This is a genomic window from Clostridium tepidiprofundi DSM 19306, assembly GCF_001594005.1.
Lineage (GTDB): Bacteria > Bacillota > Clostridia > Clostridiales > Clostridiaceae > Clostridium_AC > Clostridium_AC tepidiprofundi.
The window spans coordinates 1-1,033 of sequence record NZ_LTBA01000126.1 but is presented as its reverse complement, the minus strand read 5'-3'; the positions used below and the strand labels follow the sequence as shown (position 1 = coordinate 1,033).

The 1,033-nt window shown below is 24.6% G+C and carries 2 protein-coding genes; both read right to left on the bottom strand.

Annotated features, from left to right (window positions below; genetic code table 11):
• On the bottom strand, nucleotides 1-229 hold a 229-nt coding region (locus tag CLTEP_RS14010), incomplete at its 3' end, for a transposase (protein ID WP_201786626.1).
• 138 nt (nucleotides 230-367) lie between these two features.
• Complete coding sequence (locus tag CLTEP_RS14005; protein WP_066827700.1) at nucleotides 368-718, bottom strand: hypothetical protein; 351 nt, start codon at nucleotides 716-718, stop codon at nucleotides 368-370.
• Between the last annotated feature and the right edge of the window lie 315 nt (nucleotides 719-1,033).

Here is a 1,033-nt window from a genome sequence, read left to right as displayed (position 1 = left end):
CTAATTCACTTTTTATAGTTTTTTTAGAATAACCATTTCTACTATTATCCTTTGTTTTTTCGCTTATATCATACTTACCATATCCTAATGCTTCATCCATTTCTGCTTCTAGTGCTTCTTGTAGCACATCTTTAAACATTTCCTTTAATGCTTCTAATACCTCATTTGCACTCTTGAATTTTTGTTCTTTTACATAATTTCTCAATACTTCTTTCGACGTTTCTGACATAAAACGACTCCTCCTTGAATGATTTTCCTATCTCAATTATTGCCAAGAAGAAGTCGTTTTTATTCAGTTTACACAAATTTTTTTACACTGCCTAAATTTTCAGTTTTTTAATATGTTAATTTAACACCCCTCTTATGATTAGATTACAATCTCTTCAATTACATATTTCTTTAAATCTTGCTTCTTTTTTTCTAAAATTTCGCAAAATACATCAGTAGCTATAACCTCTTTAAATAAAGCTTCATCATTAACATCTGCAGTAAAAATACTATCAACTTCTTCATCAATTATATCTTCTAATATTTTAAAACCGTCGCTCTTTAGTAAATCATCTTTTTTATATTTTTTAAATACATTTTCAATTATTATATCTATTAGTTCACTATCTTCTGGTAACAGTTTTCTTATGTATGTATTACTAATAATCTCTAAGTTTTTCTCTGGAATTTGACTTTTTTTATCCTTTGTACTATTTAAAGAATTATTCATTAAATATTCCCCCTTTGATAATTTTCTTACATTTTCATTATACTATAAAATAACTGGCTTGTAAATAAAATTTTTACTTAAACCAGCTCTAAAGAGCAAAATCTAGTTTGATCTATCTATCAAGCAAAAATTAAATGCCAAATTTTACACTTAATTACATATGATTTTTCAAAAAAAGACTAAGCATATTTTTTTAATAATTGTTAAAAATTTTTATAATAATCTTTACTTTTTATCACCTCCATAGTACAATTTATATATCATAAATAACGTATTTGTGTACGTTTATTTAAGTAGTTAATATCTTCAATAGTT